Consider the following 24,785-nt stretch of genomic DNA (forward strand, 5'->3'; position numbering starts at 1 on the left):
AGCAATGAAGTGCTGCGACTGTTTTTTTAGATTTCCCCACCCTGTGAGGTGTTTATATATTTTCAATATATGACATGAAAGCCATTGCTTAAATTGATATATTAACAATACTACATTGCACTTTATGCAATACAGATTATTAGACAGGAAAAGGAGAATAGGCTATGGATATACGCGATCTCAAACTGTTTCTACATCTGGCTGAAAGCTGTCATTTTGGCCGTACAGCAAAAGCAATGCATGTCAGTCCATCCACATTATCTCGCCAGATTCAGCGTATTGAAGATATTTTGGGGCATCCATTATTTTTACGGGATAATCGCACCGTAAAACTGACCTTTGCCGGCGAGCAATTTAAACAATTCGCCCAACAGACATTGTTACAATACCAGCAACTAAAACACTCACTGAATCAACAAAGCCCATCTCTAAGCGGCGAGTTACGTCTGTTTTGTTCAGTCACTGCGGCCTACAGTCACTTACCACAGATCCTAGACCGTTTTCGTGCAGAACATCCTATGGTTGAAATCAAACTCATCACGGGCGATGCCGCAGATGCAGTCAATAAGATACAGTCTAATGATGCCGATTTAGGCATCGCCGGTAAGCCGGAAAAACTTCCAGATAATGTCAGCTTCACCAAAATTGGTGAAGTCCCGCTGGTACTGATCGCGCCTTCCCTTCCCTGCTCTGTACGTGCACTTGTCATACAAGAGCACCCTGACTGGAATAACATTCCCTTTATTTTGCCGGAACACGGTCCTTCACGTAAACGCATTGAATCTTGGTTCCGCCGCCATAAAATTAACAACCCTTTGATTTACGCTACCGTGTCCGGTCATGAAGCTATTGTTTCTATGGTTGCATTGGGTTGTGGAGTGGCATTAATTCCTAATGTCGTTGTAGAAAATAGCCCTGAACCGGTACGCAATCGCATATCTTTATTAGACAATATTTCCCTAGTAGAGCCGTTTGAATTGGGTATATGTGTACAGAGAAAACGGCTCAATGAACCCCTGATTAAAGCATTTTGGGGATTGTTATAACAAACCGCTTTAACAGGTCTTTTTATTCATTACAAGTCTGAAGCAACTTATTTTTGGTATTATGCCAATATACTTATAATTTATGTGGCCTAATTCACAAAGAACATAAAAATATAACCATATTGTTCTCATGATAATATGTTTAATATAAGTTATAACCAATCAAAATAATTATATGAAAATATTGGCCCCGCATTAAATTTTTGGTCATTAATTATGTTACGAAAGAAAATACTTTTAATTATATCAAGCAGATAATAGCTATTTAACATTAAATAATTTAGATATTGTTAAGCTTGGCCAGCAAAAATTGAATATTCCACCAGCAAAAAACAGAGTGGAAAATAATTCTTTACGCCATGCCATAACAATATTTCCCAATAATGAGATTATCTTTCCCTAGATACCAGAGGAGGAAACTTCATAATAATAATTTAATAGTATTGTGATGACATAATAACTAATATTAATTATTTAATGAGTTAATATAATTTAATTAAAAAATAACACCAAGGATTTATAATAATTAAATAAAATAATTAATTCAAATACACATAACAATTTAATAAAGGACACCATCATGTTACACAAAATAGATAAATCACCGTATTTTATTAAATTCTATAAATTCCATCTACAAGATCTGGTTTTCTCTTACAATATGCAAACAGAATGGCATCATCATCCTTGTATCCAATTAAGTGTATCACCCCATAATTCACTCATGAGGATTGATACCGAAAATGAATCGAAGCAAGTACATGGATTCATTATTTCCTCTAATATTAGACACAAATTACACTCAGAAGGGCAACTCTGTTTTAATTTACTGATAGACCTGGCCAACCCGCTATGTCATTTATTACTACATCAGATGAGAGGTTCAGACATAATATATTTAAACCAAGAATCATCTGGTTTGATAGCAAACTATTTTAGTCACTGCTTACAATCAGAAACCTCTCCAGATATTTTCATCTTAAATAACCTTTTAGGTAAAATAGAAGATTGCCATTGTTATCAGGATAAACGAATCATGAAAGCAGCCTCTCTTATTACTGAATTACCGGTTAAATGTATATCTTCTCGTGAAATATCAAATCAACTCTACTTATCCGAAAGTCGATTCTTGCATCTATTTAGAGAAAAAATGGGCACTAATTTCCGTAGTTATCTATTATGGAAACGTCTGCATCATGCTATTGATGAGATACATTCATCAGATTCACTAACTTTATTAGCTTGTAATAGCGGATTTTCCGATGGCGCACATTTCAGTCGTACCTGTATGACGCTATATGGATTAAGGCCCTCTGAATTAAAGCATGCCAGTAAGAACAGAATACAACAAGCACAACAAAAATATTTTAATTTATCATCAACATTCACAGGTCTAAATTTTACAAAGCAAAATATCTGTGTCATGAATAAATAATATTTTTGATAAATTACCTAAAATAAATAATTTATATTTATAACCGTTATTATCAAAGCCAGTATGTTAGAGATTCTGTATCATTTTATTCCTAATAGCACATTTAGTATATTATGCACTTTTAGTAATGATACAGAATTCAGAATAATGCCATAGCAATACTACAGAATAAACCATCAATCCACAACAAATAAAACATACAGAGTAAAATATCACTATTCTGTATTAATAATTCATTTTAATGATACATGCCCTTTCAGATAATTTTCTACCCATTTAGCGACGCGACAAGTGTCTTTATAAGCCCCTAACATCAGTTCAGAACCACGGCTACTCAACCATTTCCGCCCAACGATAAATAACCCAGGGTAAGGGGTTTTGCCACCTTCCGCATGACCATTTTTACAAACGAATCCATTAGCATCCGCAGCGCCGGGAAGCGTTAACCATGCTGTATCATCTTTATACCCCAAACACCAAATAACCGTATCCACCTCATATTGATTGCCAGACAAATCACATAATTTATTGTCTTTTATATCAACTAACCTATTCGCTATTTTTATATCCAAAGCGGCTAACCGATGGTTTTTCAGATCGCCACAAGGGATAGGATTACGCCGCCGCATGATTTTCCCTACCAAACTGTCATAATTGGCAAATAACAGACCACTTTTGCTTAACCACCAAAAGATATCTTTGCCCAGTATTCTATTAGGTAAGAGAGGACGGGAAGAACCACAAAATAACGTCACCTTCGTCGTTGCTGCCAAATCTTTAGCAATCTGACGGCCACTCGCACCATCGCCAATGATAGCGACTCGGCTGCCCGCTTTAATTTGCTTAGGCTCCCGATATTGATCTGCTGCGATTTGCTGTATATCGGTAGAAAGTTGTTCAGCAAGCGCCGGAATATCAGCTAATTGATTAGCACCGGTTGCATTAACTAAACAAGGCGCATGAAATACTTTTCCGTCTTTTGTTTTAACACGATAGCCATTTTTATCATGCTTCACCTCAACCACTTCAGTTTGGGTATGTATAGCAAGGTTATGATGTGAAGCATAGCGTTCAAGGTAATCAGCAACTTCATTTTTATCTGGATAGCCATCTTCGATTCCAGAAAATGGTAAACCGTGAAGCTGAGTCATACCGCGTGAAGTGAATAACAGCATATTATCAGGACGCCTGCGCCACACATCACCAATACGTGCCTCTCGCTCTAATATGCAGACATTAATATTCTTAGCCGCAAGGATAGCAGCTAAACTTAATCCGGCTTGACCGGCACCTACAATTAAGCAATCCATCTTCATCATGCGTACTCATTTTTTAATTTGGTATTTATCTATATTTTTTATCATCATCGAAATCTTAGGACAATGAAAAACTTTACAAAAAAACATCTAATAGATCAAAAAACAACGAACCTCACAAAAATATAAAAGACAATTAAAAAATTTACTTGAATTAACTGGTCATATTCGCAATAAAGTGAATATTTTGAATAAACCAGCTATTTTTAGCATAATTTTAACAATATTGACAAATCCATATAATAATCAAAGCAATAATATAGCCAATTTATTCAATAAAAATAAATTATTAATGACTATCCTTTTTGCCTACATAACTTATGCTTTATTGCTATAACTTATAATAAACAAAGATTAATTTATCTACTCATTACCCTACCGGAGATGAAAAAAATGGAAAATATCAAAAATATATACAACGGTATAAAATCTCGTGGCGGAAATCCGCTGAAATGGTTAATAGCCGATGTCGATCTGCTCTATAAGCTGTCTAAAGAAGAGCAACAGGAATTAAAAGCCTGTTTGCTCAAAGACGCTTTTCATTTCCATTATCACAATAACCCTTACTATAGAGATATTTGTGAAAAACAAGGTATTAAACCAGAAGACATCCAGAACTATGATGATTTAGTTCGCATCCCATTAATACCCGTTGCAACTTATAAATCGGCCGAAAGTCACCGTTTATTAAGCAAGCCATTATCTGAAATCGAACATGAAATGCGCTCAACGGGTACCAGTGGAATTCCTAGCGTTTATCGTCGTTGCCACGATACGATGGATCATACCGTATTGGCTGTCTATTCTAATTATCGCAGTATATTCAAAGTATCTGGCGGTGCCGGCCTATGTTTATGCCCGTCAACAGAAGATATTCCAGAAATGGCGCTGGTTAAAATCTTTAATTTCCTGACAGGTTTGCTCGATACCCGACGTTATATGATTAATCAGGACCGCTTCTCTCCAGAAGATGCACTGAACCAATTAATCCAGTGGAAAGGCAAATTCACCCGGCATTTAATTGGCCCTCCATTCATGATCCATCGTTTTATCACGTTCTTAAAAGAGAATAATACCAAGCTCACTTTAGATCGCGATAGCATGGTCATTACTATGGGCGGCTGGAAACGTTTTACCGGGGATATGATCTCCCGCGGCGAATTGAATGCAGATATTGAAGAATGGATGGGCATTCCAGCTTCCCGGACACGTGATATGTATGGTCTGGTTGAAGCAAACGTTCTTGCTATCGAAGATGAATATAATCATAAGCATGTTCCTCCTTATATTCATTTCTCCGTTCGTGATCCTAATGATTTAACACGCGAGCTACCTGATGGTGAAACCGGGCAATTAGTGATTTTAGATCCACTTTCTGTTTCCACTCCCGGCATGTTACTAACAGAAGATTTGGTCTACTTGCGTACCGACCCTAACAAATCCTGGCGTAATTCTCAGCGAGTTCAGTTTGTTATGCGTACCGCTGCTGCTAAAGAGTTTGGTTGTTGCGCAGTCAACCTTGAGAGAAAAATGTCAGACGATGAAGGCCCCGCAGCGACACCCGCAGTCTAAATAGCAAGGTGGAATTATGTTTAACAACATCATTATTGACAACTTTTGCAATCCTGACTGCCAGGGGACGTTATCCACTCCCACCATTAAATTGGCATTAGGTAACCCGGTATGCGGTGATAAGGTTGATATCGACCTGACACTGGATAACCAAGGGCGAGTAGATAATGCCTGTTTTCGTGCATGGGGATGTACCGCCTCCCTGGCAATGTCTAACCAATTTTGTCGCCATGCTAAGGGTAAGACTCTCGAAGAATTGAATGCATTATCACCTGAGGGCATTGATGCGTTATTAGGCGAGTTAGAACCCGCACAACAACACTGCCTTGATATGCTGCATAAGCTATTTGAGCAGCTAAAGGGAAAAATATGACAAGCCTATACTTCGACTACAACGCCACAACACCGCTAAGTGTTAAAGCGCAGTTGGCGATTAAAGATGCAATGTCTATTTTTGCTAATCCGTCCAGCCACTACAGCTTAAGCGGCATGGCTAAAAAGTTGCTCACTGACGCTAGAAGATCGATGGCTTCATTAATGGGCACAGTGCCAGAGCAAATCCTATTTACATCAGGAGGAACCGAAAGTAATAACCAAGCCTTATCCAGCTTGTTAGCAACGCTTCCCGGTTCGGATCTGTCTGCCCATCATGTTATTAGCTCTTCCATTGAGCATCCGTCTATTCTAGCGCCGTTACTCTGGTATCAGCAACGCGGGCTTCAGCTAACGCTGATCAACCCTGATAACCAAGGGAGGATAAGTGTACAAAGTATCCAGGAAAACCTACGGCCGCAAACCCGTCTGATCACCTTGATGGCGATTAACAACGAAACCGGTGTGATCCAGCCCTATGAAGCTGTCGCCTCTTTAGCAAAAGAGGCCGGTGTTTACCTGCATATCGATGCAGTACAAGCTATTGGTAAACTTCCTTTTAACTGTGACACCCTTTCCGGCGTAACGACTGTGTCTTTCTCCGGCCATAAATTTAACGGCCCGAAAGGTATTGGCGGGCTCTACCATGCGCCAGAGATTCAATTAAATCCCTTGCTACATGGCGGAGGGCAAGAACAAGGAGTACGCAGCGGCACTGAAAACACCTTGGGCCTTGCAGGACTAGCGGCAGCAGCGAAAGAATCACTGAACGGCTTGCAAGAACGCTTCAATACTTACAAAACGCTCAGAGAAGCCCTACTATTTCTGTTAGAACAACATCGTGTTAATTACCTGATTAATGGCAATACCAATCCAGCGTTTCAGGCATCTTGGACACTTAATTTAAGTTTCCCTGGTATTCGCGCTGAATCATTAGCCAGCAGGCTAGATTTACGTCACGGCATCTCTTTATCTCTAGGGTCAGCCTGTAGCAATAACAAATCAACACAACGTTCTCACGTTCTGGCTGCTATGGGGTTACCCGATGATCGTATTGATAGCGCAGTACGCATCAGCTTCGGATATACCACAAGCCAAGATGATATTGAGATACTGGCTAACGCCATTAAACAAGAAACGTATAACTTACTTAAAATTTCAGGGAAATCTTTAATCACCCAGGAATAATAGCAAAACGATATTTAAAAGACGGTGTGGCCGGAATAACACATTTATTAATTGATATCTACATTCTGGCACCTAAGCTCCGCCAATATTATTTAAACTTTTAGGGGACATTAATATGAAACTGTTTGAATTACTTCAATCTCAAATTACTGAATTAACTGATATCGAACCAGAAGATATTACTCTTGATACCCTACTTGATGATATTCATTTGGTAAGTCTGGATTTCGTCTCTATTCAAGTTGCTTTAAAAAGAGAAATGGGAATTCAACTGAATTTCGATAAGTTCCAGCGAGACAACACGACGACAATCGGTGATTTTGTCAATTATGTCAGTGAATTAGCAAAATAATCATCACCAATACACTGGGATGTTAGCTGTCTATGGCAATATCACAATACAGCTAACATTCATTTTTATGATGCTTTTATCTACCAATCCTATTATTTGGTTATATTAAAAAATAAAGCATGTCACCAGGAAATGAATTTTGGAGATAATGTTTCATGAATATTCAAACCGGCTATCGTCGCGTTGCCGTCACAGGCTATGGCTCTATTTGTTCTCTTGGGCAAAATACCCAAGAAATTTGGGATGCAATCCTAAACTATCGTGTAGGCTACAAAAAGGAAGAACACTCGGACGTTTCTGTTGTAGCAAAATTTTTCGGCAATATCCCTTTCTCTCCTGATGTATCACGGTTTTCTAAAAAATTATTAAAGAACCTGCCCAAATTCAGCAAACTTGGGCTGATTGCGGCAGATGAAGCAATCAAGATGGCATTTGGTAACGATAAAGCTGCTCTTGACGAAAATTATTCCCCTTTTGAACGCGGCGTCATTTTTGGCACTGGCTGGGGGGGAGAAGATGCAACCGTTGAAAACAGCCATTCTTATGCTGATCAAGGCATTGCCTCGCCTATGACCAACATCATGTCTATGCACAGCGTAGGAACGGCAGCGATTTCAATGAACTGGAATTTGCGGGGATATCAAAATACCCCAGTTGCAGCTTGTGCAACCGGCAGTATGGCGATAGGTGATGCATTTGAACTCATCCGCAGCGGACGCGCTAAAATGATGCTGGCAGGCGGCGGTGAAAGTATCAGAGATCCATTCATCGTCTGGAGTATCGACATTCTTGGGGCACTGAGTAAAGAACAGGACTCTGTCGAAAAAGCCTGCTGCCCATTTAGCAAAGATCGCAGTGGTTTTGTTATGTCAGAGGGCGCCGCAATATTATGTCTTGAAGACTATGACAGCGCTGTTGCCAGAGGCGCCAAAATATTGGCGGAAGTGATTGGCTATGGTAATTACTCTGATGCATCAGATATGACCGCCCCGGCGCCAGATTGCAAAGGACGGGTCATGGCGATTCAGATGGCGCTGGAACAGGCCAAACTCTCCACCTCAGATATTCACTATATTAATGCTCATGGGACATCAACCCCACTCAACGACATTAACGAAACCGATGTTCTAAAAATGAGTCTGGGCGAGCACGCTTATCGTATTCCTATTTCCAGTACAAAATCCTATACAGGCCATCTTATTGCCGGAGCAGGAGCAATTGAGTCTATTTTCTGTATCAAAGCAATAGAGACAGCAACGATTCCCGCAACGATGCACTTGAATAATCCTGATCCGCTATGCGATCTGGATTATGTCCCCAACATCCACCGAACTCACCAAGTTATCGACACTGCTTTAAATGTTAACTATGGCTTCGGTGGTACAAACTGTGCGCTTATTTTTAGGAAAGCCGACAGATGAACGTTCAATTCAGTAAAGAAGATCTCAGTCAATGGGCTAAATTCTCTGGAGACTACAATCCTATCCATTTTGATGAAAAAATCGCAAGAGAAGTCGGGTTAGGTGGTATTGCAGTACATGGCATGCTGGCAATGATCCCGCTCAAAAGCGGATACGATTATCTGTCACAACCAAATGGGGAAATGGGCAGACAGTGGCACGTTAATTTACGCAATCCCGTACCTCTGGATGCCTGCTATTGTGTCAAAACTAAGCACACTGATCGGAACGGGAAAACAACTTTTAATCTGCAAGACGAAACAACTAACCTGAAACCTCTGGTTGGTCACTATAGTTGTTTTGATTTTTCACAAAAAACTAGCTTTCCCGAAAAACCACGTTGCCAAGTTGCCATACAAGAGACAATAAGAAAATCCGTCGAATTCAAACATACCTTCCCGGAAGTGAACGAATTTTGGATCTTTCTCGATGCGCTGATGTTTTATCTCTTTATGCAGCAAAGTGCCAAAACTGCGCTAGCAACAGAATTTAAAACCTATTTTGGCAGACAAGAACATGCTGAAACATGTCTCAAAGACCTTATTGTCTTACATGTCATGCATACAGTGAGTTTCTCTCCAGCGCTGCTCAATCGCCAAATCCCAGATGAAATGCCGAATATCGAATATACGATCCTGCCAAAAGATACATTCGATGTTGATGGCTCGTTATACGGTACGTTGGAAATCCCAATCTGGCTGAATGGAGAAATCTCTTTAGTTGTTGAGATGAGCTTAATGGGAACAACAAAAAGAAAGCAGATTGCCAACTAAGATTTGATGAATACGGTATTGGCAGACGGATGGCAAAAATTTAGAGGAATAACTTAATGAGTATCAGCCTCCCTTGGGTTTTTATTTCAGGAGGATCACGTGGTATCGGCAAAGGCATAGTAAAAATGCTAGCCGCTCAGAACTATCACGTGGTTTTTACCTATAAATCAAGCACAAATGAAGCTCAAACATTGTGTCAGGAAATTGAACAGCAAGGTTATCGCTGTGAGGGCTATCAATGTGATGTCTCAAACGCTGAAGAAGTCACAACATTGTCAACAGAGCTTATTTCACGATATGGCGCTCCTTATGCCATCATCAATAACGCTGGAATTACACAAGATGCATTGCTGATAAATATGAAAGAAGAAGAGTGGCACAATGTGATTTCTACCAATCTTTCTTCTGTTTATTTAGTCAATCACGCCTTTCTCCCTGAAATGATTACTGCGGGAGAAGGCTGCATTATCCACATGAGCTCAGTCACTGCATTTAAAGCTAACTCAGGGCAAGTTAACTACGCTGCAACCAAAGCCGCTATGATCGGTATTACCCGCTCATTAGCGGTTGAAGTTGGCCGATTTAATGTTCGAGTCAATACCGTTGCGCCAGGCTTGATTGATACTGAAATGTTGGATCATATCCCCGCACCACATAGGAAAAAACTGTTATCTAATATTCCATTGGGCCGCTTGGGTTCAGTGGAAGATATTGCTCTGACAATCAATTTCCTGCTCAGCCCTGGAGGACGCTACATCACCGGGCAAACATTCGTTATTGATGGAGGAATGACTGCCTGAGTCAGTTAAGTAATTAACATCAATGGGTTCGTATCCCTATTCTGTGATTATTTGTACCCAGACAAATGTTCTGGGTACTGACACAAAATACCGTTAATCATTGCCAGAAAGGCAATCAAGCCTCTCTGACCAAATGTTAATAATAAATAATTTTAATGTTAAACCATGCTTTTGGCGTTAAGTGCTAAATATTAGCAATTTTCATTTTATCAGATGATAAGGGCTTGACCTTGTAGTCGACTCCAAGGTGTTTAATCAAATATGAGCACATTAATTAAGACAAATTTATTTTTAATCACTGTGATGGGAGAGGACACATGGCCGGAGAAATACAATCACCTCCGCTTAATGAAAAAAAGTCAAAGCGTAAGTTAGCACTGATCCTCGCAACTCTCTTATTTGTTTTTGCTGGGTTGGGTTATTTCGCCTATTGGCTTATTTCACTACGTCATTATCAAGCGACTGATGATGCCTACGTTGTGGGTAATCAGGTACAAGTGATGACCCAGATCACCGGTAGCGTAACCGCTATCTACGCCGATAATACCGACTTCGTTCAGCAAGGCGATATTCTGCTACGTTTAGACTCTATTGATGCGGAACATGCTTTTGAGCGAGCGAAAAATACATTAGCGAGTAATGTCAGACAAACTCACCAAACCATTATTGATAATGAAAAACTATTGGCTAACATTGAGCTCAAAAAAACGGTATTACAACAGGCTCAAGATGATTTAAAACGACGTGAACATCTGGGACTCACAGGTGCTATCGCCAAAGAAAACCTGATCCATTCCCGCAATAGCGTGCAAATGGCAAAATCTGAGCTGAATGTTGCCCGACAACAATATTACGCTAACAAAGCATTAGTTATAGATACCCACACCCCATTAGATCAACAACCTGCTATTAAACTAGCTGCCTCCCAGCTCCGCGATGCATGGTTAACCTTACAGCGCACCCAGATTGTAGCGCCGGTAACAGGCTACGTTTCACGCCGCAGTGTTCAAGTAGGCTCACAAGTAAAAAGTGGCGCTCCGCTGATGGTTATCGTACCCGCTGACCAGCTTTGGGTCGAAGCTAACTTCAAAGAGGTTCAACTCGCTAATGTCCGTATTGGTCAACCCGTAACACTGATTAGCGATTTCTACGGCAATGATGTCATTTATAAAGGCCGGATCGTTGGTCTTGATATGGGAACGGGTAGTGCATTTTCTTTATTACCGGCACAAAACGCCACCGGTAACTGGATCAAAGTGGTTCAACGTTTACCTGTTCGTGTTGAGCTAGAAGCACAACAACTTATTGATCATCCTTTACGCATCGGTTTATCTATGCACGCCACCGTCGATACCCGAAATCGGGATGGACTGGTGCTTGCTGACATGCCTCGTAATGGCATGGTTTACGAAACCAACGTCTTGTCTTACAACACAGGAGAAATTGAACGCCTAATTAACGAAATCATTCAAACTAATATCAGTAAAAATGAGTGAGGTTAACATGCTAAAAGAGCCATTATCAGGAGCCAAACTCGGCTGGCTAACCCTGGCTTTAGCATTAGCCGCTTTTTTACAAATATTGGATCTGACTATTGCTAACGTTGCAATATCGACCATTGCCGGAGACTTGGGTTCATCAGTATCGCAGGGTACCTGGGTTATTACTTCATTCGCTGTTGCTAACGCGATCTCTATCCCATTAACAGGCTGGTTAGCAAAACGGTTCGGGGAAGTCCGGGTTTTCTTAATTTCAATGATCTTGTTTGTGATCACTTCCTGGTTGTGTGGTATTGCCAATAGCTTGGAAATGCTGATCATTTCCCGTGTTCTGCAAGGCATCTCAGCCGGGCCAATTATGCCCCTTTCCCAAAGTTTGCTACTCAACAACTACCCTCCGCTAAAACGCAATATGGCATTGGCACTGTGGTCAATGACTATCGTTATCGCTCCGGTTTGTGGTCCGATACTCGGTGGCTGGATCAGCGACAATTACCATTGGGGCTGGATCTTTCTCATCAACGTTCCGGTTGGCTTTGCTGCCATTGCTATCACCTGGATGTTGTTAAAAGATCGGGAAACAGAAACAACAGCTAGATCAATTGATGTGGTAGGGCTGATTTTATTGATCATCGGTGTTGGCTGTTTTCAGCTATTGCTTGATAGAGGAAAAGAGCTTGATTGGTTCAACTCAACAGAAATTATTGTATTAGCCATTACCGCCGTCATTGCCATAACTTTCCTGATCATTTGGGAACTCACCGATGATGATCCGATCATTGATTTATCACTATTTAAATCTCGTAATTTTACTATCGGCACCTTATGTATCAGTTTGGCTTTCCTGCTTCATATAGGCACTTTGGTTTTACAACCTCAACTATTGCAAATGGTGTTTGGTTACACAGCCACTTGGGCAGGATTAGTAATGGCTCCATTAGGGATCGTACCGATAATGCTGGTTCCACTCATTGGTCGTTTTAGTTCAAAAATCGATATGCGCTATTTAGTTATGTTTAGCTTTATCATTTTTGCACTCTGTTTCTTTTGGAGAACGAATACTTTTGAGTTATCAATGGACTTTGCCACCGCTGCCTGGCCACAATTTATTCAGGGCTTTGCTATCGCCTGTTTAATTATGCCACTAACCGCCATCATATTATCTGATGTTGAACCCGCTAAAATCGCCTCTGCGGGTAGTTTATTTAACTTTTTACGCACGCTGGCAACATCTGTGGGCACTTCAATCACCACTACTATGTGGTCCCGTCGCGAAGCTGTCCACCATGTTCAATTAACTGAATCGATAACTCCCCATAATCCTATTGCCCAACAAGCCTATGAGAAAATGGAACAATTAGGAATGTCACAAGCCCAAGCCAGTTACTCTCTGGCACGGGAAATCACTAATCAGGGATTGATTATTGCTGCTAACGAAATTTATTGGCTATTTGGCTTTATTTTTCTGATCTTACTGCTCTTTATCTGGTTGGCAAAACCCACTGTTGGAGAAAAGAAATAACATAATGATCAATAAAACAAAATAAGCTTAATAACAGAACTATTGGTGCTTAATGGCAAAATAATTAGAGAACTTATTATTGAGTTCTTTCCCGCAGGACATCAGAGAATATTAAATCTTGTCAAAATAGCACCTTATCAAAGGCGCTATTTTGTCGTTTCATAGAACATATTTTTTCATTACCAAGACACCGATCAACCTCCGGCTGTTTCAGATGCCTGGCACATTAAAAAGAATTTAAATGCGGGGGTATCCGTCTCATCGTGATACGCGTAGCCTAACGCATCAAGATGACGTTTAAAACGCACTTCCGTTCCTGACAATTCAAATGCAGCTAACACCCGGCCATAATCTGTACCATAATTGCGATAATGGAATAACGTAATATTCCAGTAAGTTCCCAAAGTTTGGAGGAATTTGAGTAAAGCCCCCGGCGATTCAGGAAATTCAAAACTAAACAAGCGCTCTTTCAATGGCTTAGATGGACGACCGCCGATCATATAACGAACATGTAATTTCGCCATTTCATCATCTGAAAGATCAGCAACCTGATACCCTGCGGTACGCAATTCCTTGATAATTTCCCGTCGTTCTACCTCACCACGACTCAGGCGAACACCAACGAAAAGACAAGCCTGATCAGGATCTGCATCCGTATAACGATAATTAAACTCTGTTACCACCCGATCGCCCAACTTCTGGCAAAAACTCAGGAAACTCCCTTTATGTTCAGGAATAGTCACTGCCAGCAATGCTTCCCGCTGCTCGCCCAACTCACAACGCTCAGAGACATAACGTAAGCCGTGGAAACTTACGTTAGCACCAGAAAGAATATGGGCTAATCGTTCACCTTTAAGCTGATGTTGCTGAACATACTTTTTCAATCCAGCCAGCGCCAATGCACCGGATGGCTCAGCAATCGCACGTACATCTTCAAACAGATCTTTGACCGCCGCACAAATAGCATCACTATCTACCGTGATGACATCATCTACATATTGCTGACACAAACGAAATGTTTCATCACCAATACGCTTAACAGCAACACCTTCAGCAAATAAACCAACTCGTGGTAAATCTACCGGATGCCCAGCTTCCATTGCCGCTTTCAGGCAAGCTGAATCTTCCGCTTCCACCCCAATGATTTTGATTTCTGGCATCAGTTGCTTAATCAACACCGCCACTCCAGCAATCAAGCCACCACCACCAACAGGTACAAAGATTCGATCCAAGCGCACATCCTGTTGCAAAAGTTCCATCGCCAGTGTTGCCTGACCTGCGATTACTGCGGGATGATCAAACGGAGGAATAAAGGTATAGCCCTCCTGTTGCGCCATTTCTATTGCTTTAGCTTTAGCCTCATCAAAATTAGCGCCATACAACAAAGCCTTACCGCCGAAACTACGGACTGCATCGACTTTAATATCTGCGGTAGTGACCGGCATAACAATCAGAGACTTAATTCCCAAACGATTGGCAGAAAGTGCAACTCCCTGAGCATGGTTACCGGCTGACGCGGTAATCACTCCCCGGTTTTTTTGTTCCTCAGTCAAACCTGCAATCATGGCATACGCACCACGGAGCTTGAAGCTGTGAACAGGTTGCCGATCTTCCCGCTTTACCAAAATAGTATTTCCCAAGCGGGCAGAAATTTTCTCCATTTCCTGCAAAGGAGTCACCTGAGCAACTTCATAAACCGGCGCGCTTAATGCCGCTTTCAAATACTCTGCACCATTTGGTGCGGAAGTTAAGGGAGGAAATGCAGCCATGCGATTATCCCCCTAACTTAGATTTATCACGGACAGCACCTTTATCCGCACTGGTCGCCAATGAAGCATAGGCTCTCAGGGCAAACGATACCTGACGTTCACGAGCCTTCGGCGTCCACGCTTTATCACCGCGGGCAGATTCCGCTTCTTGACGGGCAGCAAGTGTCCTTTCATCTACATCAAGTTGAATTTTCCGCAGTGGAATATCAATATCAATAATATCGCCATCTTGAACCAAACCGATTAACCCACCATTAGCCGCTTCTGGAGAAACGTGGCCGATCGATAAACCTGAGGTACCACCAGAAAAACGGCCATCGGTAATCAATGCACAGCTTTTACCTAGCCCCATTGATTTTAGATAAGTCGTCGGATACAACATTTCCTGCATGCCGGGCCCACCTTTTGGCCCTTCATAACGAATTACCACCACATCACCAGCAACGACTTTTCCACCCAGGATCGCATCAACCGCATCTTCCTGACTTTCGTAAACTTTGGCTGGCCCACGGAACGTCAGACTACCCTTATCAACTCCCGCGGTTTTTACAATACAACCATCTATAGCCAAATTACCAAATAGAACGGCAAGACCACCATCCCGGCTATAAGCATGCTCAATATTGCGAATACACCCTTCTACACGGTCAGTATCCAACGAGGGCCAGCGACAATCCTGTGAAAATGCCTGAGTAGTACGGATACCCGCAGGACCTGCCGAATACATCTCCTTCACCGATTCTTCTGCCGTCTGCATCACATCATACTGATTAAGCGTTTGTAACAAATCCAGACCCAAGACATTTTTAACCTGACGATTCAACAAACCCGCTCTATCCAGCTCACCTAAAATACCGATTACGCCACCAGCACGATGAACATCTTCCATATGATATTTTTGTGTACTTGGCGCAACCTTACATAGATGAGGGATTTGACGAGACAAACGGTCAATATCCGCCATCGTGAAATCAATTTCCCCTTCCTGCGCCGCAGCCAATAAGTGAAGAACGGTATTAGTCGAGCCACCCATTGCAATATCCAACATCATTGCATTTTCAAATGCGGCTTTCGTTGCGATACTACGCGGCAGAGCACTATCATCATTTTGTTCATAATAGCGCTTAGTCAACTCAACAATGCGTTTACCTGCATTCAGAAACAACACTTTGCGATCTGCATGAGTCGCCAGTAATGAACCATTCCCCGGCTGAGACAGTCCCAGCGCTTCGGTCAAACAATTCATGGAGTTAGCTGTAAACATGCCAGAGCAAGAACCACAGGTTGGGCAAGCTGAGCGTTCAATCTGGCTGCTATCCTCATCACTGACATTTGGGTTCGCACCTTGGATCATGGCATCGATCAGATCCAATTTGATAATCTGATCTGACAGTTTAGTTTTACCTGCCTCCATAGGACCACCGGAAACAAAAATCACCGGAATGTTCAGACGCAATGCTGCCATCAGCATACCTGGGGTAATTTTGTCACAATTGGAAATACACACCATAGCGTCCGCACAGTGTGCATTCACCATATATTCAACAGAATCAGCAATTAATTCACGTGACGGCAGAGAATAGAGCATACCACCATGCCCCATTGCGATACCGTCATCCACCGCTATGGTATTGAACTCTTTTGCAACACCGCCCGATGCTTCAATCTGCTCAGCAACCAATTTACCTAAGTCCCGCAAATGAACATGCCCGGGAACAAACTGAGTAAATGAGTTAACTACTGCAATAATCGGCTTACCAAAATCTGCATCGGTCATCCCTGTCGCACGCCATAAAGCGCGAGCTCCAGCCATATTGCGGCCATGAGTCGTAGTGGCAGAACGGTACTTAGGCATTATCTTCACTCCCGTGTTATCAAAACAGGCGGGGAACGAGCCGCCTGTTAAATTATTTATACCCGTTATCTTTCAAGTTGCCTCTTTGTTGGCTGCACTCGCTCACCCCGGTCACATAGTTTGCTATGCTCCCGGGGATTCGCTCCCTTGCCGTCGCGATGCATCTTGAAATCCATAGGGTATATAGTTTTATTAAGGATTGACTGGATCTAACCAACCCCATTTATCGTCTGTCGTGCCATCAAACAAGCCAAAGAAGGCTTGCTGAATTTTCTTAGTAACAGGCCCACATCTACCGATACCAACCTGAATATCATCAACACTGCGAACGGGTGTGATTTCAGCCGCTGTACCAGACATAAAAACTTCATCAGCCAGGTACAAAGATTCGCGCGACAATACCTGCTCACGCACTTCCAGCCCCAAATCTTTCGCTAATTTGATAATGGCATCACGGGTAATGCCTGGTAATGCAGATGAAGTAAATGGCGGCGTGAATAATATGCCATCTTTTACTTCAAATAGATTTTCACCCGCACCTTCAGAGATATAACCATAAACATCCAGCGCAATACCTTCTTGATATCCACGACGACGGGCTTCACTACCTACCAAAAGTGAAGACAGATAGTTACCACCTGCTTTGGCCGCAGTTGGTATTGTATTTGGCGCCGCACGATTCCATGAAGAAACCATCGCATCAATTCCCTGCTCGAGTGCTTCTTCTCCCAGATAAGCTCCCCAAGGAAAAGCGGCAATAATGACATCCGTTTTATAGCCAGCCGGTGGATTAACCCCCATGCCAACATCACCGATAAAGACTAGTGGACGTATATAAGCACTGACTAAATTATTTTTACGAAGGGTTGCCCGACACGCTTCCATTAATTCATCGACACTCTGGCTCAACGGCATGCGATAAATCTTTGCAGAGTCATGTAAACGCTGCATATGCTCCCGATGGCGGAAAACCACAGGCCCTCTATGAGAGTCATAGCAGCGAATTCCCTCAAAAACAGAGGTACCGTAATGTAAAGCATGGGACATTACGTGAACTTTAGCATCTGCCCAAGGAACCATCTCACCATTGAACCAAATGTAATCGGATTGCTTCGTCATTCGTCTTATTCCTTTATTTCTACGTTATGCACGTATGAGTTGTGATTTTTGTTGCAGGATCTTGACGCCAGCGACATCCACTAATTTAGCCAGTTGTGAAGACAACAAATTAACCGGTTTTTGGCTGGCAACAATTAATTCGATATTAACATTATCGCCATCCATTGTTTGATCCATATTCATTGAACATATCTGAAATCCACGATGACGCGTTACCCGTAAGATACGCTCTAATATTTCAGGACGGAAACGAGCATGGATTGCAAGTTGATGTTGCATCATAATGATTTCTCCAACATAGTTTCATTGCTTGCACCGGGAGGAACTAACGGCCAAACGTTCTCTAATTCTTCAATAGATACCTGTAATAAATAGGGGCCTTTACTGGTGAATAATGCATTCAGCGCTTCATCAATCTGTGATTTATCAGTGATATGTTGCCCAGGAATATCAAAAGCTTTTGCTAATGTGACAAAATCAGGGTTATCTGTTAATGTCGTTTCGCTATATCGCTTATCAAAAAACAGCTCCTGCCATTGCCGCACCATTCCCAACCGCTGGTTATCCAACAATAAAATTTTTACGGGTAATTGCTTACGTTTAATTGTCCCCAATTCCTGAACATTCATCATGAAAGAACCATCTCCAGATACACAGATCACCATATCTTCTGGTCGAGCAATCTGAGCACCTATCGCGGCAGGGATACCAAATCCCATCGAGCCCAACCCACTAGATGTAATGAAATTTTCAGGCCCATCAAAAGTCATATGCTGAGCTGTCCACATTTGATGCTGTCCAACATCAGTAGTAATAACCGTATTAAATGCTTTACGATCTGAAACCTGCTTCAATAACCAAGGCGCATAGATACTCTCTCCCTGATGGTCATAACACCAAGGATATTCAGCTTTCAGATACTTAACTTCCTGTTGCCAGGGCATAATTGACAATGACTGCTGCAAACGGGGCAATAATGCCTTCACATCCCCCAGTAACGACACATGAGCCTGACGTAATTTACCCAACTCTGCCGGATCGATATCCAGATGAATAACTTTTGCACGCGGAGCAAAAGTATTGAGTTTGCCAGTCACACGATCATCAAAACGAGCACCTACAGCAATCAGCAAATCACATGACTGAACAGCAAGATTGGCCGCTTTCGAACCATGCATCCCAAGCATTCCCAGATAACATGGATGCTCTGAATCAGCAGCTCCCAAACCTTTCAACGTAGAAACAACCGGCATACCGGTTTCCACAACAAAATCACGCAGAACAGAAACTGCTTGAGACATCCCTACTCCACCACCGACATACAACACTGGCTTTGCCGCAGCCGCAATCATCTTCTGGGCTTGTTCTAATTCACTTTCCGAGCAGGGCGCCTTTTGCTCAACGGGTACCAAATGTGGTACCAAATTCCCCTCTTTCAGCTGAATATCTTTAGGAATATCAATCAAAACTGGGCCTGGTCGACCACTAGTGGCAATAGAAAAGGCTTCCGCCATGATTTGAGGTAAATTTTCCAGTGAATCCACTAAGAAACTGTGTTTGGTACAAGCAAGGGAGAGACCTAAAACATCGACTTCTTGAAAAGCATCAGTGCCAATCAATGCAGAACCAACCTGACCAGTGATAGCAACAACAGGAACAGAATCTAACAACGCATCGGCTAATCCAGTGATTAAGTTTGTCGCTCCCGGTCCCGATGTAGCGATACAAACTCCCGGCTTACCACTGGCTCTCGCATAACCGATTGCAGCCATAACTGCACCCTGTTCATGCCGACAAAGCAAATGCTCCACACCACCATCGTACAAAGCATCATAAACCGGCATGATCGCACCACCAGGGTAGCCGAAAACCTTATCAACACCCTGCGTTCGTAATGCTTTTACAACCCACTGCGCCCCGTTCATTTTTCATATCCCCTGTGTTTACCCTGTGAGACAAGATGTTGTTCTGTTGTATGTTTCCGTCTCTATCTGATTTTGCTTGTCGAAAAAAAACCCCCGCGCCTTTCGGTGCGGGGGTCTTCGAGAGATCTGGCTGTTCTTCTAAGCCTTTCTTCGTCCAAGTGCAGCCCCGCACGGTGGGATAATAATCACCACCACGCTGACAATAATTAGGCTAATCACTAGGACAAATGTGTTCATAATCTTAGTCGTTTAATTCGTTTGTTTAATCTATATTTAAGAGTTATCACGTTCTTCATAGCTTGACAACATTTATTTTGTTTTATTAATCGATATGAAAAAATATTGTTTATTTTCAATTAAATACTTTTAATTTAGATTATTTATCCAGTAAATATCAGAATTTAAGTGATAAAAACTAGCTGATTAGATATAAACAAAACAACACATAAAGCGGTAACATAAAAAACAAATCATTCAACTATAACCAAAAGTAAAAAGCTTATTATTAATCACCTAGGTGATAAAAACCCCTCATTAAAAATAGAGCAGAATGATATAACACACTAAATTTATTCACTGTGAAAAATATATAAATTTGAATTTCAAATAAGTTATTTCAATAAATACAATCTAAAGACACGATTTAAATAAAACCTCATAATAAGAATATAAAAATAATCAACTTTATAATCCAAATAAAAATAAAATCATAAAAATCAATCAAATAAAACATAGACTAATTAATAATAATTTTAAAAAAATCTTTAGCGTTGCTTCGCAAAATATTTATTAGAGCCGCTTCGCAAAAAAATAATAGAAAACTATTTATTATCTAATTTCAGTCCATCATATGTTCTTTCTTACGAAGGAGAATAGGATGGCCCTCGCTGTTATTTATACCAGAGCAACTATAGGTATTCATGCCCCAATTGTTACTGTTGAAGCACATATTAGTAATGGCTTACCCGGATTAACTCTAGTTGGTTTGCCTGAAACAGCCGTAAAAGAAGCAAGAGATCGTGTCAGAAGCGCATTGATCAACAGCGGTTTTACCTATCCGTCTAAAAGAATCACCGTCAATCTTGCGCCCGCAGATCTTCCCAAAGAAGGTGGTCGTTATGATTTGCCGATCGCTATCGCTATTCTAGCCGCTTCAGAACAAATACCTACCAATACACTAAATCATTATGAATTTCTTGGTGAACTCGCTCTCTCCGGTGGTTTACGAAAAGTTAACGGCGCAATTTCAGCCGCACTCAGCGCAGGAGAAGCAGGAAGGCAACTTATTTTACCAATAGAAAACACAATAGAGCTGGCAATTTTATCTCAGAATGAAGCATTAATGGCAGAACACCTCTTGCATATCTGCCACTTCCTTCAGGGAGAAAAACAACTGCTGACAGCACCAATCCAACATAAACCCCCAACAGAACCATCACAGCCAGATCTTCAGGATATTATTGGTCAGGAACAAGCAAAACGCGCACTGGAAATCACAGCAGCAGGCGGGCATAACCTTTTGCTACTTGGCCCACCAGGGACAGGAAAAACAATGTTAGCAAGTCGTCTATGTAGTTTATTACCGCCATTAACAAACAAAGAAGCTCTTGAAGTTGCCGCTATCAATAGCCTGGTGGATACCTACCTTCCACCTGAACAGTGGCATACACGCCCATTCAGAGCGCCTCATCATAGCTCTTCAATGGCAGCGCTGGTCGGCGGGGGCGGACTTCCAAAACCTGGTGAAATTTCACTTGCTCACAATGGTGTGTTATTTCTAGATGAGCTACCTGAATTTGAACGCAGAGTCCTTGATGCTCTCAGAGAACCGCTGGAATCAGGGGAAATAATTATCTCCCGGGCCAGAGCAAAAGTTTGCTTTCCTGCTCAAGTTCAATTGATCGCAGCAATGAATCCTAGCCCGACAGGCTACCATCAGGGAATTCACAATCGAAGTAACCCTCAGCAAATACTTCGATACCTAGCAAAACTTTCTGGGCCTTTTTTGGATCGCTTTGATCTCTCAATTGAAGTTCCTCTGTTACCCATTGGAACATTGAGTAGCCCTATTAGATCAAGCGAAAGCAGTAAAAATGTAAGATTAAGAGTGCTGGCAGCACGAGAAATACAACTGAAACGCTGTGGAAAAATTAATGCTCATCTGAATAGCAAAGAGACAGAGACATTTTGTCAGCTCAAACCTAACGATGCTGTATTTCTAGAGCAAACGTTAATAAAACTAGGGCTTTCAATCCGAGCATGGCACCGAATTCTAAAAACATCCCGGACACTTGCCGACTTAGAAGAAAAAAAAGAGATAGAAAAACCACATATCATGGAAGCCTTAAGCTACCGCAGTATGGACAGACTATTAATACAATTACAAAAACAATCGGGTTAGAAATGAAAAAGGGGCAAAGCCCCTATATCCACAATTTATGATGATATTAATCATCAGTGTCGGTATAGTCATCAGAAGCATCAATCTGAGGCTTACCGCCTGAAAGAGTATGAAAACGTTTTGGACGACTAATCCTCGCAAGATATTTGGTCCATACTTTTTCTTCCATTGTCACAGGCTGCCGTTCACCCCGGCAAACAGCAACAAACAGCTCTTCTACTTCTGTTTGAGGCTCGCGTTTACCAAGATCTAACTCATTGAACGCATAACCATGGCGCTCTAGCAATTGCGCCTCTTTAATGGTGAAATCCCCGTGGCGGGAAAACCCGCGAGGGTAATTTTTGTTATCAAAAAAACGATTAGTCGTGATGAAGCTTTCGGCCATCTGACACACTCCTAATTCTAGTACTGTTACTATCATGCCAATTATGGCGCGGAGTATTAGATAGGCCCGGCGTTCTGTAAAACAAAAAATTTAAATCTTAACGATAAATATTATTGGAGATATATGTGGACACTGAATTACTGAAAACCTTCTTGGAAGTCAGTAAAACTCGTCACTTTGGGAGAGCAGCCGAATCACTGTACCTGACGCAATCAGCGGTTAGCTTTCGCATACGACAACTAGAAAATCAATTAGGTACCCATCTTTTCACTCGTCACCGCAATAACATCCGTCTTACAGCAGCGGGCGAACGCCTTGTTCCCTATGCTGAATCACTGATGAGTACCTGGCAATTGGCTAAAAAGGAGATAATGCACGCTTCTCAACATACTGAATTAACAATTGGCGCCACCGCATCACTATGGGAAGCATATTTAACTCCCTGGTTACAAGATTTCTATAAAAAACATCAGGAATTAAGATTAGAATCTCGAGTTTCTACACGACAATCCCTTGTTAAACAACTTCATTCACGTGAATTAGATCTGTTAATCACTACCGAACCGCCTAAAATGGATGAGTTCCAAAGCCTATTATTAGGGAATATTTGCTTGAAGTTATTAACAACAGAAGAGAACCTGAAATACCAAGTTAAAAATTACATCAAACTAGAATGGGGAGCTGATTTCCACCATCAGGAACAACAGATTTTAAAAAGTGAGCAGCTACCCATCATCACAACCACCTCAGCACATATAGCCCGCCAACTGCTCAATAGCGTAAGAGGAATCACCTTCTTACCAATACACTGGCAAAATGAATATTCAGAACTGGTTTCTTATCCAAATACTGAACTAATTGAACGTCCATTGTATGCCATATGGTTACAAAAAAATGATCAGCAAGCATTCATTCAACAGCTATTAAAAATACCTATCATACATACTTCTACAAGAGGTTAAGAAGCATCCATGTAAATCATTTAAGAAAATAGTAAGGGAGAAAGAAATTTCAAATAGAGCATACGGTGGGATTACTTTTGCTATCTTCCCACATATAGCTCCCTATTTACCAAGTAACATTTACGTATAATTTGAAACGATGACTTAAATCAGATGTAGTGCTCCTACCTTGTCGTTTTAGGTATCCTTTCCTTCAATTCAAGTCTTTCTTCAGAAAGAAAATTTCATAATCAAAATATTAGCTAAAATTTTTTCGCACCTATCTTCTAAGCACTTGTTTATAAGGGCTTTAATAGTATGGAGATTGCCAGAAAGTCTAAAAGGTTACCTATAAGAATTCACTTCAATAATAGATAATCAGAAAGAAAGATTTTATTGCTACAAGATCGAATAATATCGAGAAAAAACTATGTAGCTGAAAGTGTGTAATAGCATCGATGATGAATTCGAATCGATGGTAACATGGGTTTTACGAACCAGATAATATTTGGAAATAAATTCTCCAAGTGAAATCATTTCCGGGGAAAGAGCTCTCATAACGGGATTTTTAATGTAACGGCAAATCCGTTTTTCTTACAAAGCTTCATAGAAAAAGGCGCTGACCAAAAAGCCAGCGCCTTATCAATAATCTTATCTAAGCAGCATATATGGGTAAGCAATACTAAAAACCACCTTAGTTGCTACTAAGCTTATAACTGGCAGGGGCGGAGAGACTCGAACTCCCAACACCCGGTTTTGGAGACCGGTGCTCTACCAATTGAACTACGCCCCTAAATTAAGGTGGCGGTGCGGACGGGGCTCGAACCCGCGACCCCCGGCGTGACAGGCCGGTATTCTAACCAACTGAACTACCGCACCACCGAATTCTCTGTGATTTTATGTCGCTGCTACAACATAAAACCTAAACATCAATCTTGGTAGTTTACAAACAGCTTTCCTGCCGTTTGCCCTTCGGGCCGTCGCTGCTCGCGACGTTTAACTCCGTTCCCGACGGATTCATCCTACTCTCTACCACTGCACTTTATGTCGGTTTT

Annotated in this window: 21 protein-coding genes and 2 tRNA genes; 13 read left to right on the forward strand and 10 right to left on the reverse strand. The window is 41.5% G+C overall.

Annotated elements, in window-relative coordinates; translation table 11 throughout:
- The first annotated feature begins 164 nt into the window (after positions 1–164).
- The gene (ilvY, locus tag OO184_RS14445; RefSeq protein ID WP_265379788.1) at positions 165–1,046 is read left to right on the forward strand and encodes an HTH-type transcriptional activator IlvY; all 882 of its coding nucleotides are present in this window, start codon (positions 165–167) and stop codon (positions 1,044–1,046) included.
- A 580-nt stretch (positions 1,047–1,626) separates the two neighbouring features.
- Entirely contained in the window at positions 1,627–2,481 is an 855-nt protein-coding gene (locus OO184_RS14450) for an AraC family transcriptional regulator (protein WP_265379789.1), read from the forward strand.
- Positions 2,482–2,714: 233 nt separating this feature from the next.
- Here OO184_RS14450 and OO184_RS14455 read toward each other — a convergent pair whose 3' ends face one another.
- On the reverse strand, positions 2,715–3,800 hold the full coding sequence (locus tag OO184_RS14455) for a flavin-containing monooxygenase (RefSeq protein WP_265379790.1): 1,086 nt from the start codon (positions 3,798–3,800) through the stop codon (positions 2,715–2,717).
- A 390-nt stretch (positions 3,801–4,190) separates the two neighbouring features.
- On the opposite strand from OO184_RS14455, the gene OO184_RS14460 reads away from it, so the two are divergent.
- From OO184_RS14460 to OO184_RS14500, 9 genes are all read left to right on the forward strand, one after another.
- Positions 4,191–5,369 carry a LuxE/PaaK family acyltransferase gene (locus OO184_RS14460; protein ID WP_265379791.1) on the forward strand — a complete coding sequence of 393 codons (1,179 nt, stop codon included), beginning with the start codon at positions 4,191–4,193 and terminating at the stop codon, positions 5,367–5,369.
- Positions 5,370–5,385: 16 nt separating this feature from the next.
- Complete coding sequence (locus OO184_RS14465) at positions 5,386–5,742, forward strand: iron-sulfur cluster assembly scaffold protein (RefSeq protein WP_065388965.1); 357 nt, start codon at positions 5,386–5,388, stop codon at positions 5,740–5,742.
- On the forward strand, positions 5,739–6,929 hold the full coding sequence (locus tag OO184_RS14470) for a cysteine desulfurase family protein (protein ID WP_265379792.1): 1,191 nt from the start codon (positions 5,739–5,741) through the stop codon (positions 6,927–6,929). Before OO184_RS14465 ends, OO184_RS14470 begins: the two co-directional genes overlap by 4 nt.
- Positions 6,930–7,044: 115 nt before the next feature.
- Positions 7,045–7,281, forward strand: coding sequence for an acyl carrier protein (locus OO184_RS14475; RefSeq protein ID WP_011148745.1), 237 nt, complete (start codon positions 7,045–7,047; stop codon positions 7,279–7,281).
- A 155-nt stretch (positions 7,282–7,436) separates the two neighbouring features.
- Positions 7,437–8,702: a beta-ketoacyl-[acyl-carrier-protein] synthase family protein gene (locus OO184_RS14480; protein ID WP_265379793.1), complete on the forward strand. Its 1,266-nt coding sequence runs from the start codon at positions 7,437–7,439 to the stop codon at positions 8,700–8,702.
- Complete coding sequence (locus OO184_RS14485) at positions 8,699–9,514, forward strand: MaoC/PaaZ C-terminal domain-containing protein (RefSeq protein ID WP_265379794.1); 816 nt, start codon at positions 8,699–8,701, stop codon at positions 9,512–9,514. The genes OO184_RS14480 and OO184_RS14485 overlap by 4 nt, the downstream gene beginning before the upstream one ends.
- 56 nt (positions 9,515–9,570) lie before the next feature.
- The gene (gene fabG / locus OO184_RS14490) at positions 9,571–10,314 is read left to right on the forward strand and encodes a 3-oxoacyl-ACP reductase FabG (RefSeq protein WP_265379795.1); all 744 of its coding nucleotides are present in this window, start codon (positions 9,571–9,573) and stop codon (positions 10,312–10,314) included.
- Positions 10,315–10,631: 317 nt separating this feature from the next.
- Entirely contained in the window at positions 10,632–11,810 is a 1,179-nt protein-coding gene (gene emrA, locus OO184_RS14495; RefSeq protein WP_265379796.1) for a multidrug efflux MFS transporter periplasmic adaptor subunit EmrA, read from the forward strand.
- Positions 11,811–11,817: 7 nt separating this feature from the next.
- Entirely contained in the window at positions 11,818–13,335 is a 1,518-nt protein-coding gene (locus OO184_RS14500; protein ID WP_265379797.1) for a DHA2 family efflux MFS transporter permease subunit, read from the forward strand.
- Positions 13,336–13,529: 194 nt separating this feature from the next.
- Here the strand turns inward: OO184_RS14500 and ilvA are convergent, their stop codons facing one another.
- The 6 genes from ilvA to ilvL form a co-directional block, all read right to left on the reverse strand.
- Positions 13,530–15,104 carry a threonine ammonia-lyase, biosynthetic gene (gene ilvA, locus OO184_RS14505; protein ID WP_265379798.1) on the reverse strand — a complete coding sequence of 525 codons (1,575 nt, stop codon included), beginning with the start codon at positions 15,102–15,104 and terminating at the stop codon, positions 13,530–13,532.
- Between the two features lie 4 nt (positions 15,105–15,108).
- Entirely contained in the window at positions 15,109–16,959 is a 1,851-nt protein-coding gene (gene ilvD / locus OO184_RS14510; protein ID WP_265379799.1) for a dihydroxy-acid dehydratase, read from the reverse strand.
- A gap of 192 nt (positions 16,960–17,151) precedes the next feature.
- On the reverse strand, positions 17,152–18,078 hold the full coding sequence (locus tag OO184_RS14515) for a branched-chain amino acid transaminase (RefSeq protein ID WP_265379800.1): 927 nt from the start codon (positions 18,076–18,078) through the stop codon (positions 17,152–17,154).
- Positions 18,079–18,102: 24 nt separating this feature from the next.
- Entirely contained in the window at positions 18,103–18,360 is a 258-nt protein-coding gene (gene ilvM, locus OO184_RS14520) for an acetolactate synthase 2 small subunit (protein WP_036779619.1), read from the reverse strand.
- On the reverse strand, positions 18,357–20,003 hold the full coding sequence (ilvG, locus tag OO184_RS14525) for an acetolactate synthase 2 catalytic subunit (protein ID WP_265379801.1): 1,647 nt from the start codon (positions 20,001–20,003) through the stop codon (positions 18,357–18,359). The genes ilvM and ilvG overlap by 4 nt, the downstream gene beginning before the upstream one ends.
- A gap of 138 nt (positions 20,004–20,141) precedes the next feature.
- Positions 20,142–20,240 carry an ilv operon leader peptide gene (gene ilvL / locus OO184_RS14530; RefSeq protein ID WP_071647081.1) on the reverse strand — a complete coding sequence of 33 codons (99 nt, stop codon included), beginning with the start codon at positions 20,238–20,240 and terminating at the stop codon, positions 20,142–20,144.
- A 640-nt stretch (positions 20,241–20,880) separates the two neighbouring features.
- Between ilvL and OO184_RS14535 the strand changes: the two genes are divergently transcribed.
- Positions 20,881–22,404, forward strand: a complete 1,524-nt coding sequence (locus tag OO184_RS14535; protein ID WP_265379802.1) for a YifB family Mg chelatase-like AAA ATPase — start codon at positions 20,881–20,883, stop codon at positions 22,402–22,404.
- A 46-nt stretch (positions 22,405–22,450) separates the two neighbouring features.
- Here OO184_RS14535 and OO184_RS14540 read toward each other — a convergent pair whose 3' ends face one another.
- On the reverse strand, positions 22,451–22,789 hold the full coding sequence (locus OO184_RS14540) for a MaoP family protein (RefSeq protein WP_036779611.1): 339 nt from the start codon (positions 22,787–22,789) through the stop codon (positions 22,451–22,453).
- A gap of 125 nt (positions 22,790–22,914) precedes the next feature.
- Here OO184_RS14540 and hdfR point away from each other — a divergent pair, with 125 nt between their 5' ends.
- Entirely contained in the window at positions 22,915–23,751 is an 837-nt protein-coding gene (gene hdfR / locus OO184_RS14545) for an HTH-type transcriptional regulator HdfR (protein ID WP_265379803.1), read from the forward strand.
- Positions 23,752–24,447: 696 nt separating this feature from the next.
- Here the strand turns inward: hdfR and OO184_RS14550 are convergent.
- Positions 24,448–24,523, reverse strand: a tRNA-Trp gene (locus OO184_RS14550).
- Positions 24,524–24,532: 9 nt separating this feature from the next.
- Positions 24,533–24,609: transfer RNA gene (locus tag OO184_RS14555), tRNA-Asp, on the reverse strand.
- Positions 24,610–24,785 lie beyond the last annotated feature (176 nt).

Source organism: Photorhabdus aballayi, assembly GCF_026153155.1.
GTDB lineage: Bacteria > Pseudomonadota > Gammaproteobacteria > Enterobacterales > Enterobacteriaceae > Photorhabdus > Photorhabdus luminescens.